This window comes from Pyrobaculum ferrireducens (assembly GCF_000234805.1).
Classification (GTDB): domain Archaea; phylum Thermoproteota; class Thermoprotei; order Thermoproteales; family Thermoproteaceae; genus Pyrobaculum; species Pyrobaculum ferrireducens.
In genome coordinates, this window is sequence record NC_016645.1 from 2,184,218 (window position 1) to 2,198,400 (window position 14,183).

The 14,183-nt window shown below is 53.9% G+C and carries 13 protein-coding genes; 10 read left to right on the forward strand and 3 right to left on the reverse strand.

The features are described from left to right. Positions 1 to 8: 8 nt before the first annotated feature. The 9 genes from P186_RS12275 to P186_RS12315 all read left to right on the forward strand — a co-directional run bounded on the left by P186_RS12275 (position 9) and on the right by P186_RS12315 (position 8,103). A complete protein-coding gene (locus P186_RS12275; protein ID WP_014289829.1) occupies positions 9 to 674 on the forward strand; it encodes a DUF5752 family protein in 666 nt (221 codons plus the stop codon). Next, the gene (locus P186_RS12280; protein WP_148683244.1) at positions 674 to 1,879 is read left to right on the forward strand and encodes a glycosyltransferase; all 1,206 of its coding nucleotides are present in this window, start codon (positions 674 to 676) and stop codon (positions 1,877 to 1,879) included. The genes P186_RS12275 and P186_RS12280 overlap by 1 nt, the downstream gene beginning before the upstream one ends. Before the next feature lie 89 nt (positions 1,880 to 1,968). After that, positions 1,969 to 3,282, forward strand: a complete 1,314-nt coding sequence (locus P186_RS12285; RefSeq protein ID WP_014289831.1) for an ABC transporter substrate-binding protein — start codon at positions 1,969 to 1,971, stop codon at positions 3,280 to 3,282. Between the two features lie 12 nt (positions 3,283 to 3,294). Next, complete coding sequence (locus P186_RS12290; RefSeq protein ID WP_014289832.1) at positions 3,295 to 4,173, forward strand: carbohydrate ABC transporter permease; 879 nt, start codon at positions 3,295 to 3,297, stop codon at positions 4,171 to 4,173. After that, entirely contained in the window at positions 4,170 to 5,006 is an 837-nt protein-coding gene (locus P186_RS12295; RefSeq protein ID WP_014289833.1) for a carbohydrate ABC transporter permease, read from the forward strand. Before P186_RS12290 ends, P186_RS12295 begins: the two co-directional genes overlap by 4 nt. After that, complete coding sequence (locus P186_RS12300) at positions 5,003 to 6,070, forward strand: ABC transporter ATP-binding protein (RefSeq protein WP_014289834.1); 1,068 nt, start codon at positions 5,003 to 5,005, stop codon at positions 6,068 to 6,070. The genes P186_RS12295 and P186_RS12300 overlap by 4 nt, the downstream gene beginning before the upstream one ends. Positions 6,071 to 6,096: 26 nt before the next feature. Then, complete coding sequence (locus P186_RS12305; RefSeq protein WP_014289835.1) at positions 6,097 to 6,795, forward strand: HAD family hydrolase; 699 nt, start codon at positions 6,097 to 6,099, stop codon at positions 6,793 to 6,795. A 115-nt stretch (positions 6,796 to 6,910) separates the two neighbouring features. Then, on the forward strand, positions 6,911 to 7,834 hold the full coding sequence (locus P186_RS12310) for a heterodisulfide reductase-related iron-sulfur binding cluster (protein ID WP_148683060.1): 924 nt from the start codon (positions 6,911 to 6,913) through the stop codon (positions 7,832 to 7,834). Then, positions 7,831 to 8,103 carry a 4Fe-4S dicluster domain-containing protein gene (locus P186_RS12315; RefSeq protein WP_014289837.1) on the forward strand — a complete coding sequence of 91 codons (273 nt, stop codon included), beginning with the start codon at positions 7,831 to 7,833 and terminating at the stop codon, positions 8,101 to 8,103. Before P186_RS12310 ends, P186_RS12315 begins: the two co-directional genes overlap by 4 nt. A 1-nt stretch (position 8,104) precedes the next feature. On the opposite strand, the gene P186_RS12320 is transcribed toward P186_RS12315, so the two are convergent. From P186_RS12320 to P186_RS12330, 3 genes are read right to left on the reverse strand one after another with little or no spacing between them, the layout of a single operon-like run. Next, positions 8,105 to 9,268, reverse strand: a complete 1,164-nt coding sequence (locus tag P186_RS12320; RefSeq protein WP_148683061.1) for a (Fe-S)-binding protein — start codon at positions 9,266 to 9,268, stop codon at positions 8,105 to 8,107. Next, entirely contained in the window at positions 9,265 to 10,248 is a 984-nt protein-coding gene (locus tag P186_RS12325; RefSeq protein WP_014289839.1) for an FAD-binding oxidoreductase, read from the reverse strand. The genes P186_RS12320 and P186_RS12325 overlap by 4 nt, the downstream gene beginning before the upstream one ends. Further along, on the reverse strand, positions 10,245 to 11,672 hold the full coding sequence (locus tag P186_RS12330) for an FAD-binding oxidoreductase (RefSeq protein WP_148683062.1): 1,428 nt from the start codon (positions 11,670 to 11,672) through the stop codon (positions 10,245 to 10,247). The genes P186_RS12325 and P186_RS12330 overlap by 4 nt, the downstream gene beginning before the upstream one ends. 49 nt (positions 11,673 to 11,721) lie before the next feature. On the opposite strand from P186_RS12330, the gene P186_RS12335 reads away from it, so the two are divergent. Next, a complete protein-coding gene (locus P186_RS12335; RefSeq protein WP_014289841.1) occupies positions 11,722 to 14,163 on the forward strand; it encodes an aldolase/citrate lyase/malate synthase family protein in 2,442 nt (813 codons plus the stop codon). Positions 14,164 to 14,183: the final 20 nt, after the last annotated feature.

Consider the following 14,183-nt stretch of genomic DNA (forward strand, 5'->3'; position numbering starts at 1 on the left):
GCAAAGACGTGGGCTTGGGGGCAAAGGCGCTGGACACAAGGGGGAGGGGGATTCCCTTTAAGTTCTACACGGCTTACTACATTTCTCTCTACAGCAAGATGAGGGCGAGGACCCTGCGCCAGCTTCTCCAGGGGATTGAGGCCGCCGACGCCAACACCCTTTTCCACCACCTATTCCACACCATCAGGTCGAAGCACCTCATCCCCCCGAGGTACACCAACGACTTCGCCCACTGGGTAGGCGAGGAGGTTGGCGACGAGGAGCTGGCCGCCGCCTTGTCAGACATATCTGGCGCAGAGCCTGCGACGATCGAAGACATTAGGAAGGAGCTCGTTGCAGTGCTGGAGCCGCACGCAGACGACAGAGCCGGCAAGTCGGAATTTGTATTCGTGGCTATGGAGCCCGTAGTGGTGGAGACTAGCTACGTGGCGCACACCCTCGCCGACTTTCTAGACCTCGTCGAGATGGTGCCGGGGGAGTCCATTGTGTACCACTTCGTCACTAGGAGAGTGCTGGAGGGCACGGGCCGCAACGACTTCTCCATATGGCTAGAGAAAAACTTCGGCCTTTCTGAAGTGGCCGAGGCGCTGTCCCGCATAGATCCGCTGATGTACAACAGCGAGGAGTCCTTAAGAGGCGACATACTGAAGACCCTCAAGAGGTACCTCCTATGATGCTTGAAAAATACGCCCAGTTCGTCGGAGAGGATGAAATCGACGCCATTGTGAAGCTGGCCCAGAGGCTTGAAGACCTGTCGATACTCCACGTCAACTCAACCGCCGCGGGCGGGGGAGTGGCCGAAATACTAAACAGACTCATACCCTTGATGAGAGAGCTGGGGCTGAGAGCCGACTGGAAGGTGATAAGGGGAGACCAGGAGTTCTTCACAGTGACGAAGACCTTCCACAACGCCCTCCAGGGCACCACATCGGCCGTGCCGGAGCACTACTACTCAATATATGAAAAGTGGCAGGAGATAAACGCCAACGAGCTAGACCTAGACTACGACGTGGTCTTCATCCACGACCCACAGCCAGCCGGCCTCGTGAAGTACCGGAAGAAGGGGCTCTGGATATGGCGTTGCCATATAGACCTCTCCACCCCGGACCCCCACGTGTGGAGCTACCTAAGGCGCTACGTATCGCAGTACAACCTAGCCATCTTCCACATACCCGACTTCGCCCGCGACGACCTGGACATACCCCAGCTCCTCATACCCCCATCAATAGACCCCCTCAGCCCAAAAAACATGGAGCTACCCCAGACGGCGGTGGAGAGGATAGTGCGTAAATTCGACGTGGATCCCGAAAGGCCGTTGTTGCTCCAGGTCTCCCGCTTCGACCGCGCCAAGGACCCGCTAGGCGTGGTTGAGGCCTATAGACTGGCTAAGAGACACGTGCCGGATCTACAGCTGGTGTACCTCGGTAGCCCCGCCCACGACGACCCAGAGGGCGAGGCGGTGTACAACGAGACTCTGAAGGCGGCGGGCGGCGACCGCGACATACATCTACTAATGCTCCCGCCCGACAGCCACGTAGAGGTCAACGCCTTCCAGCGCGCCGCCACTGTGGTGATGCAGAAATCCATAAGAGAGGGCTTCGGCCTCACGGTGTCTGAGGCGCTTTGGAAGCGCAAGCCCGTAGTCGGGGGCAGAGCCGGCGGGATCAAGATACAGGTGATCCACGGCGTGACGGGCTTCCTAGTCACCTCCCCAAAAACGGCGGCCCACTACACGACTTACCTCATACGTGAGAAGAGGGTAAGAGAGGAGATGGGAAACGCCGGCAGGGAACACGTAAGGAGAAACTTCCTAATAACCCACCAGCTGAGGCGCTATCTAATGGCCATTGCCTACGCCGCAAAGAGGCATAGGGTATAGATTATATAGTTTTAAATCTATCTATAGTTTCTATTCTCGTTGAGGTCTTAAGTATGAACGAATAAATATCCCATGTTTCAATTAAATACATGAATTCAAAGCTACTTCTAGGTATACTGGCCGTAGTTGTACTTATTATTATCGTAGCTGCGTTATTAGCAACGCAACGGCAACCTCAGCAAACACCTGCCCCGCAACCGCCCACACAGAGCATAACATCGCCGACTGCCACTCCGCCTCAGACCGCGACGCCGACGCCAAGTCCTTCTCCCACTGCGGCTAAGGTGAAGATTAGAATATGGGGGCCCTGGTCGGGAGATGAGTATCAATATTTCAAGGTGGTGCTTGACGAGTATCAAAAAACTCATCCAAACGTCGAGTTCGAATACGTAACGAGGAGGGCAGAGGAGATTTCCCAGATCTTGCCTACACAGCTAGAGGCGCACGTCGCGCCTGCAGACGTCATATTCACTTCATTTGGCTGGTTTGTCACAGAGATGGCAAAGCGTGGGCACCTAGTAGATCTCACTAGTGTAATAAACGAGAAGGATTATGTGCCTGGCATACTTGATTCTGTGAAATACGACGGGAAGATATGGGCCGCGCCTTTCACCATCTGGCTAAAGCCAGGTTTCTGGTACAGAAAGTCTTTCTTTAAGATCCACGGACTAAGCGAGCCCAAGACATGGGACGAGTTTGTAGCTCTGCTAAGCAAGATGAAGGAGATTAAGGGTCTCAAGGCCCCAATTGCGTCTGGAGACGGCGTGGGCTGGCCTCTATCAGACGTCACCGAGGCTTTTATAATAGCCTATGCGGGTCCTGACGTCTTCAATGGCATTATCAACAGATCAGTCAAGTTTAACGACTCAAGGGTAGTGGCTGTTTTTAGAGATAGGATCTACCCACTTCTAAAAGAAGGTGATTTCGGCCCACCCACTGAGTGGACCGCTGCGGTTCAGCAGTGGTGGAAGGGGGAGTACGGGATCTACTTCATGGGTACATGGATACTTGGCATGGTGGAGAACGTCTCTGACGTCGGCTTTTTCCCAATGCCAGAGAGCAGAGGCGTCACTGGGGGAACTGACTATATAATAATACCGAAGTACTCTCCTAATGTTGACGCCGCGGTGGAATTTGTAAAGTGGCTCGCCACAAAGGGACAGGAGGTACACTCCTCTACCAAGGCCGGCAAGCTACCTTCGTGGCTAAAGGCTGATCCCAACATGATCTGGGCGCCTCTACGTGATGTATATTCCAAGACTGTCGGCGCCGGGATGCAGCTACTTCCAGATCTGGACGACACCATCGGCGGGGATTGGCAGAAGCTGTTCTGGGATCAATTAAAGCTTCTATGGGTTCAGCCAGATAAGTGGCGTGAAGTAGTTAACACACTTGCCGGCTAATTTCCCGTCAAAATGAAGTTTTTTTCTTACCTCTTATTCCTGGCCGTCCCCCTTCTCTTTCTCTCGATTTTTACATTTTATCCAGTGGTGGCTAGCGTTTTCTACAGCTTCTACGACTCCAAGACCGGGGATTTTGGCATCGGGAATTACGTCAGGGTTTTGAGCGACACGAATCCGTTGCGCGCGTTGGTTATGCCGAGATTTGGCGACACCCCGCCGTGGGGGGCGCTGATCCACAACGTTGTGTGGATTGCCATACATGTGCCGCTTGTGACGCTACTTGGTTTACTGCTCGCTTATGTATTAAAGTACTACGTAGTGGGTAGTAATATTGTCAAGGGCATAGTTTTTCTGGGTATGGTAATTCCGCCAGCCATTGGGGGGCTGATAATAAGGTTGATGTACGACGGCGACATAGGAATTGTGCCTAAGTTCTTCTCTGCGCTCGGCGTTAAGGAACTGGCCGTGACTTGGATTAACTACCCGAATCTCGCCCTCTACGCCCTGATACTGGGCTCCGTCTGGATTTGGCTCGGGTTCAGCGTCACGATATTCACCGCGGCGCTGGAGGCGATACCTAAAAGCCACATAGACGCCGCACGCGTCTTCGGCGCCTCCTCGTGGCAGATCTTCAGGCGGATTGTCATTCCCGAGGTGAGGGCCGCAATAGTCATCGTAGTGGTGATGACAATGCTGTGGGATATGAAGATCTTCGACGTGGTGTTCGCGTCGACGGGTGGCGGGCCGGGCGGCGCGACAAATGTCCTAGCACTTGTGGTGTATAATTACTTCGCGAGGTCGCTAGACTACTACACCGCATCCACCGTCGCAGTTATTCTCACAATATTGGTAGTGCCCGCGGTTGTGTTCGCCGTGAAGAAGTGGCTATGAGGAGGGCAAGCCTTGTTCTTCTGAACGCGGCGGTGTGGGCCTTCGCCGTGTTTTGGACGCTCCCCTTTGTGGGGGTTGTAGTGATATCTATCATGCCCTATAGAGAGGTGGTGACTGAAGGCTGGTTGAGAGTGCCTAATCCGCAAAGCATATCTCTTGACAACTATATACAGGCTCTCTTCAACCCCTTGTACGACCTCTCTACGGGGCTGAAAAACTCTTTGATAGTAGCCACGGCCTCTACTGTGATTGCCCTAATGGCCGCCGCTCTTCTGGCCTATGCCTTTGTTAACCTACCTTTTAAATTTAAGACTATGTTGTTTGCATTAATTATATTCGTAATGCTTGCGCCTCAGCAGATATCAATTGTCCCCCTCTTTTTCCTATTCAACGCCCTTGGCCTCTATGATACCCTACCCTCTATAATACTTCTACACAGCGCGTGGGGGACCGCTTGGGCTACCTTCTTTCTCCGTAACTTCTTCACTCTTATCCCCCGTAGCCTAGTTGAAGCGGCTAGGGTGGACGGCGTACCTGACTGGGTAATTTTCTCCAGAATCATCCTCCCCCTGGCCAAGCCCGGCATTATAGCGGCCGCGTTGTTGCAGTACACGTGGGTGTGGAACGACTTGTTCTACGCGTTGGTTTTCCTCGCCAGTCCACACAACCAGGTCCTTACCCAGAAGGTAGTTTATCTAAAGGGGGAGTACCACATTGACTGGGGGTTGCTTACGGCTGGTTCCATTCTATCTATGTCTGTGCCCGTCGTGCTGTACATCGTATTTAATAGGTATTTCGTGAGGGGGGTGGCTGGCTGGGGAGTTAAGCGATGACGTACGTTGTTCTTGACAATGTTATAAAGAGATACGGGAAGGTTCTAGCTGTAGATAAAGTCTCTCTTACCGTAAACAAGGGGGAGTTCGTAGTTCTACTAGGGCCTTCTGGATGCGGAAAAACTACAACGTTGAGACTTATAGCGGGGCTGGAGATACCTGACGAGGGGAGGATATACATCGACGGCGTCGACGTTACGTACAAAGAGCCGGCTGAGAGGGACGTGGCCATGGTGTTTCAGGACTACGCCATCTACCCCCACATGACCGTCTATCAAAACATAGCCTTTCCGCTGGAGGTGAGGAAGAGGAAGCTACGCCTTTCTAAAAAAGACATAGAGGAAAGGGTCATGCGCATTGCCAAGCTTCTGCAAATCGACCACTTGCTGGACCGCAAGGCGTCGCAACTCTCTGGTGGGCAACAGCAGAGGGTGGCCTTGGCTAGGGCGCTGGTGAGGGAGCCGAAGGTCTGGTTGATGGACGAGCCGCTTTCAAATCTAGATGCGTTGATTAGGCTACAGGTTAGGGCGGAGTTAAAAAGACTTCAGAGAGATCTAGGCATAACAGCTATATATGTCACGCATGACCAGGTAGAGGCGTTGACGCTGGCGGATAGAATTGCGGTGATGAACGCCGGGAGGGTGGTGCAGTTTGGAACTCCTAGGGAGATATACGACGCGCCGAGACATGTCTTTGTGGGAACTTTCGTAGGCAACCCGCCTATGAACATCCTAAGGTGTAGACCTAGCGGCGATCTAATGCAGTGTCCCGGCTTCACGCTGAGGAATCCCGGCGTTAAAAACGAGGTGTACTTCGGGATAAGGCCGGAGTATATTGAATGGTCCACAAAGCCTGTTGAGGGGGCTGTTAAAGGCGTTGTCTACGTAGTGGAGCCAATAGGCTCCGAGTATATAATTAACGTTAAGCTTGACAGCGAGGCGTTGATAAAAGTCAAAACCGTGAGAGAGGTGACGCTACAGCCAGGTGATGAGATCTACCTAGTGTTTGACCTAAAAAAGGCGGTGCTATTCGACTCAGAGACTGGCGCCGCTCTGAGCCAATAGTTAAAACCCCCCGCCTGACTCTCTCCATGGACATAGCGCTCTTCACGGACTACGACGGGACGCTGGTGCCGCCGGAGGAGGTTAGGAGGGGGGGCGCCCTGCCGGCGGAGGTTGAGGAGGTTCTGAGGGAGCTCGCCAGGCACATCCCACTCGCCGTGGTGACCACCAAGGACTGCGGCTTTGTCATGCAGAGGGTTCCCTTCGCCTCGGCGTACGCCTGTATAAACGGTATAGAGATACGCGCCGGCAGGTACGTCGCGGTCGCCGCCGACCTCAACCACTCGGCCGTGTCGGAGGTGTACCAGCTCGCGTCTCGCCTAGACGCCTATCTAGAGCCCAAGAGGACTGGGAGTGGCGAGCTGGCGGGCTTTACAGTGGACTGGCGCGGCCGCGCGGAGTCCCCCAAGGGTCTGGGCGACGTCGTGGTGGAGGCCGAGAGGCGGGGGCTCAAGGTGGTTAGGTACTCCCGCCACCCGTTTCTGGACGTGTATGGGTCGGCTGTCGATAAGGGGGACGCGGTGCGGGTACTCAAGGCCCTCCTCGGGGTGAGGCACGTGGTGTATATGGGCGACAGCGAAAACGACCTACCTGCGTGGAGGGAGGCCGACGTGAAGATACTGGTTAGAAACAGTTTGAACCGCGGCTTCGCCGTACCTGGCGCAGTGGCTGTGGAGTACAGAAACCTGGTGTCGTATCTAACGGAGGTCTTGAAAAACTTTAGATAAGAAAAGCGCCGGGAAGCCGCCGGCGGCTTTAGTCCTGCTTCCTAGGCATAGGGAGGGGTCGGCTGAGATGTACACCGCATATGGGAAGGCTTAAATAGTAGTACTGGGTCGACTTCTGGTGGATAGCTGGATTTCTGAGCTTCGGGACATCCTTATCCACTCTTTGGAGAAGTCTTGGCTTCCGTTTCCCGTCGAGGCCGGGATTTGCGAGTCGTGGAAGCGGGGACTTGAGTCTGACCAGGGATCTGGTACGGTTTTCTACACGTCGTGTATGTACCACCTCGCCCCCGTTATTGAGAAGGCGGTTGAAAACCTTGAGAAGTTCGGCGTTACAAGGGGGGGTCTGAGAAGTAGATTAGCGGGTGTGGTGGCTAGGGCGGCTGGGCAGCTACTGGTGAGGCCCGACGAGTCAGAAATCCAACGGGCCGACGAAGTTGTTAAGAAGATTTACGGCTTATTGAAGAGGAGGGGTGTAAGAATTAGGCTACTGGAGAGGGAGGTCTACTCCGGCGCGTTGCTGTATGAACTGGGGCTGGAGAAGGACTTCGCGGAGTACGCCCAGAGGGTGGCTAGGTTTTTCAAAGAGGCGGGGGTGAGGGAAATAGTCACGGTGGACCCGCACACCCACTACATTCTTGAGAAAGTCTACCCGAGGTACGTGCCCGACTTTGACTTTAAGGTGCTTAGCTACATGGATTTGATAGACAGTGGCGGCGTTGCTGTTAAAAACTTCGCCATACACGACTCGTGTCTCTACGCGCGGTTCCTCGGGAGGTACGACGTCGTTAGGAAGATCCTCTCCGCTGGGGAGCCCGTCGAGCATCCGTACTACACGGGGAGGGATACATCGGGTTGCTGCGGCGGGCCGATTGAGTCGCTGTTTCCGGATGTGGCGAGGAAGGTGGCGCAGATCAGGGTGAGGGACCTCGCCAAGTTGTCGAGAGACGTCGTCGTGCAGTGCCCAATCTGCTACGTGAATCTGAAGAGGGCATCAAACGGAGAGGTGAGGCTATACTACCTACCGGAGGTGTTGCTATGATTGAGAAACTCATCGCCGAGGCCTCTAAGTGCGTATTTTGCGGTTTTTGCGAATTTGCATGCCCCACATATAGGGCAATTAGAATGAGGCACTTCGGCCCCAGGGGGCGTATAAACCTCATAAAGAACTTCGACGGGAAGCTGTCTAAAGAGGCCTACGAGGGGATAATGACATGTCTTCTCTGCGGAGCATGTGATCCTCAATGTCCCGCCGGCATAAAAATAACAGAAACTATCAGAGCCTTTAAAACGTATTTAATTAATATGTAGCCTAAAGCGTTTTCTCTCTTAACTCCATATATCCCCTATTCCCCCCTCTTTGGTAGGACAAGTCCAGCACTTCAAGTGGGAAGTACACCTTGAGGCCGAGTTTGGACATTTGTTGTAAACATGAGGGGCTTTCGATTAAAATGCCGTCTGGGGAGAGGGCTTTGACTTCCTCCCTCTTCTTATCTAGAATTGCTTTAGCAATGTCCCGGTGTCTAAGGGGGTACATATTACCGCCTCCGCAACACACATCAGCGCTGGGTAACGGGGTCAGGACTAGGCCAGGCACTTTATACAGCGGCTTAGGCACCACGTCATGAGCTTTAGATACATTCATTAGATGGCAACTGTACTGCACCGCCAACCTCAATTTTACCTCGCCGAGGTTTCCCCTAAGATCATCTGCTATTAATTGCATTACATCTACAACTCTACGGCCGCGCATATATCTAAGGAGCTCCGCTTGACACCCTCCAGAATTGGGAACGGCTATCGTGTCTACGTGGCCTAGCTTATCGACAATTGATAAATTCCTGCGCGCCAGCTCTTGGGCCTTCTCGAACTGCCCGCTATGTCTATACGGAGCTCCGCAACAACTAAAACGCGGCACCACGACCTCATAGCCATTCCACGTAAGTACTCTAATGGCCGCCTCAACAACGCCCCTCCTGTGACGCCACGTCACACATTCACCAGAGACAAATAGGACAACTCTCCCCTTGACACTACCCTTTGCTTCATAAATCTTGCCAACTAAGCCAGATACATCCCCACCTGAGACCAAGGGCTTTAGCTCCAGAGATAACGAAGCCGCCATAGGCGCTATTCTTAATCCAAGTCTTGTGTTCAATAGATTGAATAGCGGGATGTAGCGCTTGTAACTAACAGACTGCATGGCGCTTCTATGCATTTTAAAGAACTCTTCAAACACCTCGCCGTATTTAACGCCAGACGGACAGGCGGTTTCACACCTCAGGCAGTATACACAAGCGTCTAAGTACTTCAAGAGCTTGCTATCAGCCATAGCCCTCCCCTCTGCAACTGCCCTCATTAAATACAGCCTACCCCTGGGGCTATGGCCCTCAACTCCCGTGGCTAAATATGTGGGGCAAGTGGGGAGGCAAAAGCCACAGTGAACACAGCGGTAGAGCTCGTCTAAAGCACTCATGGCAACTTACCAGGCGAAAGCACGCCATTCGGGTCAAATACGCCTTTTATTTTCTCCATCAAGTCTCTATTTTCAATATTCCACCTCTGCCGTGGCTTTAGCCAATAAGCCTTGACTTCAGACGGCGGCGATCCCGCTAAATACATAACGCCGAGTAGCGGATAACGCACGTATTTCACGCCAGGAGGAGCCTCGGGGAGGGCGGCTGGAGGAGTCACTATCTTGACTATAGTGTTTTGAGAGAACACCTCCTCAGCCTCAGTTATTACGCTCCACCTCTCCTCTGCCTCTCTGTCGTAAAACACCTCCCCCCGCCCAGCACTGGCCAGCCTATACTCAACCTCAGACCTAACCCCCTCAAACCTCAAGTACAAGACGCCGTCTGTCTCCACTGCGCCAACTGCGTGAAGTCTCCTCAATTCTTGCAGTGGCTTTTTCTCTGTTGCAAACACGGCTACTGTGTCTGGCAACGCGTATATGCGCATATACGCTTCTACAATAATGGCGAGAGTTCCCCACGACCCCGCCACTAACCTCTTAATGTTATAGCCGGCCACGTCCTTAACCACCGGCGCCCCAAACCTCATAAGCTCCCCCCTACCCGTGACTATTTTAACGCTGAGTAGTTGATCTCTCGGCGTCATGTAGCGGTATGCCATGGGGCCGTAGAAGTTAGTAGACAATATCCCGCCGATAGAGGATCTTCGGAATAGAGGCGGGTCAAGGGCGAGCCTCCTCCCCCTCCTCCTCAACTCTTCTTGAAGCTGTACTGCTGGAATACAAGCAGAGGATCTCACAACCATTTCCTCCTCGTCTATTTCTATCACCCTGGGCATATCCGACATATGGAGCAAGTCGTCGTATTCAACCGGCGGCCCGAGATGCGCCTTAGAGCCCATGCATATGGGGAGCAAACGCCTCCTCTCCTTATTGGCCTCGTATATAAACTCCACGAGCTCTTCTACTGACGTGGGCCTCATGGGAATATCTTGCCCGGGTTCATAAGCCACTTTGGGTCAAAGGCGGTTTTTATGGCCTTCATTAACTCGATTTCTTCCTTTGTATACATCTTGGGCAACAACTTCCTCTTCATATACCCAACTCCGTGCTCCCCGGTTATAGTACCGCCGAGCTCTACGCAAGCCTCTAGTATCTCCTCCCCCGCCTCTATAGCCTTTTCTCTCTCGCCGGGTTTCCTCTCGTCGTAGAGTATCAACGGGTGGAGATTCCCGTCGCCAGCGTGGAATACGTTAGCAACTCTCAGCCCCCGCTTCGCACCGGCGGCTCTAGCTATCATGAGGGCTTCGGCGAGTTTCTTCCGAGGTATTGTGCCGTCTTCGACCACGTAGTTAGGGCCCACGTAGCCCATGGCGCCGAATGCTTGTTTTCTAGCGGCCCAGATCCTCGCGGCTATGGCCGGATCCACAACAACCTCCACTCCAACGGCGCCGCTTTTCTTTAAAACCTCCGCGACTTTAGCGGACTCCTCCGCGGCGCCAGGTGGAGACCCCTCTACTTGAATTAACAAAATGGCCTCGGCGTCTTTGGGGAGGCCAGCTGCATAGGGCCCTGACTCAATGGCCTCTACGGCCAGTTTGTCCATGAGCTCCATGGCGACCGGCACGGCACCTGAGGCAATTACTGCCGACACGGCACGGCCTGCCGCAGACAGATCGTCAAATTTCGCTATAATTGTAACCGTTGTTTCATAAGTGGGGATTATTCTCACCACAGCCTCGGCGATGAAGGCGAGAGTCCCCTCCGACCCGGTCAACAAGCCAATTAAGTCGTAGCCAGGTTGTTCAAACTCCTTACCCCCTATTCTCCTAACCTCGCCATTCGGCAGAACTATTGTGAGACCTCTTAGCTGGTTAACAGTCACGCCGTATTTAAAACACTTTACCCCTCCTGAGTTATGCGCTATATTCCCTCCAATTGTGGAAACTCTCTGCGAGCCGGGATCCGCCATGTATTGATAACCCAGATCTATGGGGTATTGGTAACCCATACGTGTGAGGTAGGAGTTTATCCAATCGTTTATAACCCCCGCCTGAACCACCGCCACCTCGTTGGCGAGGTCTATTTCTAAGATCTTGTTCATCCAGGCGGTGCTGATTATGACCCCCCCTTTGACAGGATTTGCCCCTCCGCTTAAACTAGTACCCGAGCCCCTGCCCACTATCGGGATGCCGTAGATATATGCCAGCTCAACTACTTTTGACATTTCCTCCACGGTTCTGGGGAAAACCACAGCATATGCCCTGCCCCTTATGGCTAGAGTCCCGTCTTGTTCATAAACTATCAGATCTGCCTCCTCATGTAATACCCCCCTCTCTCCTAATAACTCCCTTGCCTTTTTAATAAATTGTTGCAAACCGCTAGGCGGAGTATGAGGGTTAGCCATATTACCCACTAGAACTAATACTTAAAAAATATCTTTAGCATTTCATATTGTGATTGAGATAAACCCACTTGTAGTTAAAAATTACGGAGATTTGCTTGGCGTTAAGACTGTTAATAATAGGGAGGTTTCTGTTGAGGGCCTTATAGAAGAGTTGACACGTGAGTTTCGCGATGAGATAGATCGCGTTATTAAGGCCAGGAGAGAGTGGCTTAACGACAAGAGGCCTGTTAGAGTTAAAGCCGCGTTTCCCAGCTGGGATGAGAAATTTGTCGACGCCGATGGTAATGTGAGGACTTTTAGGGAAATAGTCCAGGGGCTAATTGACAACCTCCTTGGCCGGGACACGCCATTGAGGTGGGGCCTAAACTGGAACACGCCAGTGCCAGATGATCTCCACCCATTGAAAAATCCAGGGCTTGAAATCACGGGGCCCTGGCACCCCATGAGCAGAGCAATTCACCAGATAAACGCCGATGTTGCGTCCATGATGGAGGACGAGGAGGACGCCTCGCCGGCGTGGTACGTCCCGCGGGGCTCCGGCCGCGCGGTGGCCGCTGTGTGGGAGGCGCGGAGGGTTGTAAACCGGGTTCTGCGGGGGGACGTGCCGCAGCCGTATTACGAGGGGGGGAAGGAGTACAGGTTGAGGAAGCCGAGGGAGAGGTGGCCAACTCTTATACACCGCGTCCCCGGCCTCCACATCTTGGACTTCGACATAAGGGTAGACGGCAAGCCGGCCACGGCCATAATCACCTCTATTGTGCTCTACGCTGTTAATAACTACGACTTGTTGAAGAGGGCGGGCTCCGGCGTCTACTTCTACGTGCCTAAGGTGCAGACCGCCGACGAGGCTTTGGTTGTGGAGAAGATCCTCCGCCGCGTGGAAGACAGGCTGGGGCTGAGGCGCGGCGAGTTGAAAATCGCGATGCTTTACGAAGAGGCTAGGGCCGGCCTGCACCTACCTGTCATCTTCTGGATTTGGAGAGAGAGGCTTGTGAAGAGCAACAACGGGCGCTGGGACTACCTCGGCTCTCTCATAGAGATGTGGAAAGACGAGGCGGTGTACCCCGACCCCCAGAACATCACCATGACGCACCCCATCATGATGGCGTACCAGAAGTACAACGCCCTTATGTGCCTAATGGCGGGCCTCGGCAGAGACGGGAGGCTAAACGCCGGGCCGGTGGGCGGCATGGCCGCGGTTATGCTGTACAGGCCGGACGACCCCTACCAGAGAAACCGCTTCAACGCCAGGGCGCTTAGGGCCATATGGCTGGACAAGCTTAGGGAGAGGCTTATAGGCCTCATCTTCTACACAGAGGAGCCCGTCAAAAAGGTGGCACTGAAGGATATACTAGAGGGCAAGGTGAGGGGGAGGCTGTACGACCTGTTCCGCCAGAGCTGGGTGGCGACCCCCGAGGAGTCCTACGTCAAGGCTGGGAACGAGCCGCTGAGGGCTAGTCTAGAGGAGCTACAGGCCATGATAAACAGGCCGGTTAAATACGTGGAGGTAGACGGAGTCAAGATACCGGCTGTCGACAGCGGGTTGACAGAACAGGAGAGGGCCCTCTTCCAGAGGCTGGGTCTCATAGACGAGGCCGGCAACATAACGCCGTGGGTAATACGCCCCGACATGCTGGACACTCCGGAGAAGCTTTTCAACAACCCAGAGCTGTGGGGCGGGAGGGATCTGTGGACTGCCCTATACGAGCCGCCTAAGGGCGACATCACGGCCGAGCACATCCAGCACGCCTTCTACATGGCGGCTAACTACGGCTTTCAGCTCCTCAACGGCAACCTAGCCGCCGCCATAGACGACTACGAGCTAGGCCAGAGGTTTATGAATGACCTCGCCACCTACCGCATATTCTCCACCTGGCTGTGGACTCTCCTGCGCCACAAAGCCGCCGTCACGAAAGACGGCGCGTTTAAGGGGCCTGGGAGGACTAGCCTCGGAGTAATACCGGCCGAGGACCGGGTCAAGATACCCGCCGGCACGCGCTTCACCGAGGAGCTGTTTGACAAGCTGTGGGATCTCCACATGGAGTGGACCTACGCCTTCTACGACGACCTCGACCGCATAGCCGCAGAACGCGTGCTGGCCCGCTTCGCCGGGGACGTCAAGAAAATCCTAGCCGAGGCATACAGGGCTGGGCCGTTTAGATACTTGTCGCCTAGGGAGGCGGCGAAGAGAATCGCAGAGGCGGTGCGGGTTGAGGAGGTGGAGAGGGCCGTTGTGGAGAACCAGCCGAGGTTTGACAGGTCCTTCGCCCCTGTGATTATGGAGATACTAAAGACAAAGCTGAAGTCTCCAATGTATCTACAACACGGCGGCAGGATGATAATGGCGCTGTCGCCGTTACCAGATGAAGAGAGAGACCTCGTGCTCAGGGCGCTGTTCACACCTAGAGTGGAGGTAGAGAGAATGGTCAAGGAGGGCAGGTTAAAGCCCTTTGTCCTCGAGCTGTACGACTACATACACGACATTAGATAATATATAAAAGGTGGTTAGTA